The 1,695-nt window shown below is 64.5% G+C and carries 1 protein-coding gene; it reads right to left on the bottom strand.

Annotated elements, in window-relative coordinates:
• A partial coding sequence (locus CWO89_RS43935) for an integrase catalytic domain-containing protein (protein ID WP_245476861.1) occupies positions 1-1,597 on the bottom strand: 1,597 nt, incomplete at its 3' end.
• Positions 1,598-1,695: the final 98 nt, after the last annotated feature.

Here is a 1,695-nt window from a genome sequence, read left to right as displayed (position 1 = left end):
TCCGAGGTTGCGTCATTGCTCGCAGGATCGGAGGGACTGGGGACGTCGCGGAGTGCCCATCACACGCAGCGGCGGCCCCAGTCCCGGCATCACCGGCCAGTGCCGCACCCTCAGCCGTGCGCGTGATAATCGTCTCGGCTGCTTTGCGTCTGAGCGATCGCAACAAGCGCTGCACGATGGTGTGCTGCGGCGGACCGAACTGTTCGGGGCGTTGTTCGGCGAGGCGACCGAGAATTGCCAGCGCGGTCAGACGGGGCTCGGCCGCCAGCCAGCGCTCGATGTCGGCGAGGTGCGGATCGAGCATTGATGGCATTCTCATGCGCTTTTTGTATGGCTTGCGCATGCGCCGATGGATGATGCGCTGCTCCCCCAGATGCACGTCACTGCCGAGCCCCTTCGCGAACGCTGCTGCGTTCTTTGTCGGCGCCAGTGGGCTGGTTGCTGCCGCGAGCCTACCCGATCGGGCGTCGACGCGCGTGCCGAGCTCCGCCTGGGCGTCTCTCATCTCGGCCAGCAGCGCCACGGGATCGAGCGTGCGATAAAGCTCTCGAAGACGCCGTTTGACGACCTTGCTCAACCTCGGATGCGTCAGTGCGCGGTCATAGGGCGTGGCTGGAACGTGATAGCGCTTGATCACCTTCGCGCCCTCGCGTCGCTTGTCCTTCAGCTTGAAGGACGGCTGAAAGAAGTTGGTGTGCAGCCGAGATGCAGCATACAAACGTTCAAGCACGCGCGTCGTCTCGACACCATCGAAGCGACCGTATCCCACGAGTCGCCGGACGACCGCGCCGTTCTTCTGCTCGACGAAAGCCTGATCGTTCTTCTTGTAGGCGCGCGAACGTGTCACCTCGATCTTTTGCGCGCGGCACCAGGGCACGACGACGTCGTTCATGAACGCGCTGTCGTTGTCAAAATCGGCGCCGCGAATGAGCCAGGGAAACAGGTTCTGTGCGCGCTCCATGGCCCGCACGACGAGCCCGCCCTCCCGCGTCACTAGCGGCACGCACTCGGTCCAACCAGTGGCGACATCGACCATCGTCAATGTCTGAATGAACGAGCCAGCTACAGATGTGCCGCCATGAGCCACCATGTCCACCTCGCAGAACCCCGGCGGCGGATCGTGCCAGTCGTTGAACGTCCGGATCGGAACTTCACGCCGTACCGCCGAATAAAAGCCGACCCGCCGGCGCTTACCGCCGGCCGCGGCCGTCTTGGTCTCGACCAGCAGGCGATCAATCGTGGCTGCGCTGACGCCGAGCACCAACGCCCGATCCGCCTGGTCGAGCTTGAGCCGGCCATGCCGCTCCAGCGAAGGCAGCAACGTCGGAATCATTACCCGGAGCCGCTTGCCGCAGATCCGATCCGAGGCCTCCCACAGCGCCACCAGCGCATCCCTGATAGGGGCGCCATAGGTCGGCCTTCGCTGCCGCCTAGCCTCCGGAGAAATTGCGACATGGCTGGCAAGCGCCCGAACCGCGTGCTTGCGATGCCAGCCGGTCACCGCGCAAAGCTCGTCGAGTATGCGCCCCTTATCTGCCCGCCGTGCTGATCGATAGCGCTCTACCACCGCCGCCGTGAGCTCGCGCCGCGCACCCATGCTGATCCGTCCTGCCATCGGCGACACCGATCCGATTCGGTATCGCCGCCCCAATCCTGACGGTCAGTTCTCCGGTAACATCCTTGGTGAGGCAATGC

It is taken from the genome of Bradyrhizobium sp. Leo170, assembly GCF_004296405.1.
GTDB lineage: Bacteria > Pseudomonadota > Alphaproteobacteria > Rhizobiales > Xanthobacteraceae > Bradyrhizobium.
This window is presented reverse-complemented; position numbering and strand designations above follow the sequence as displayed.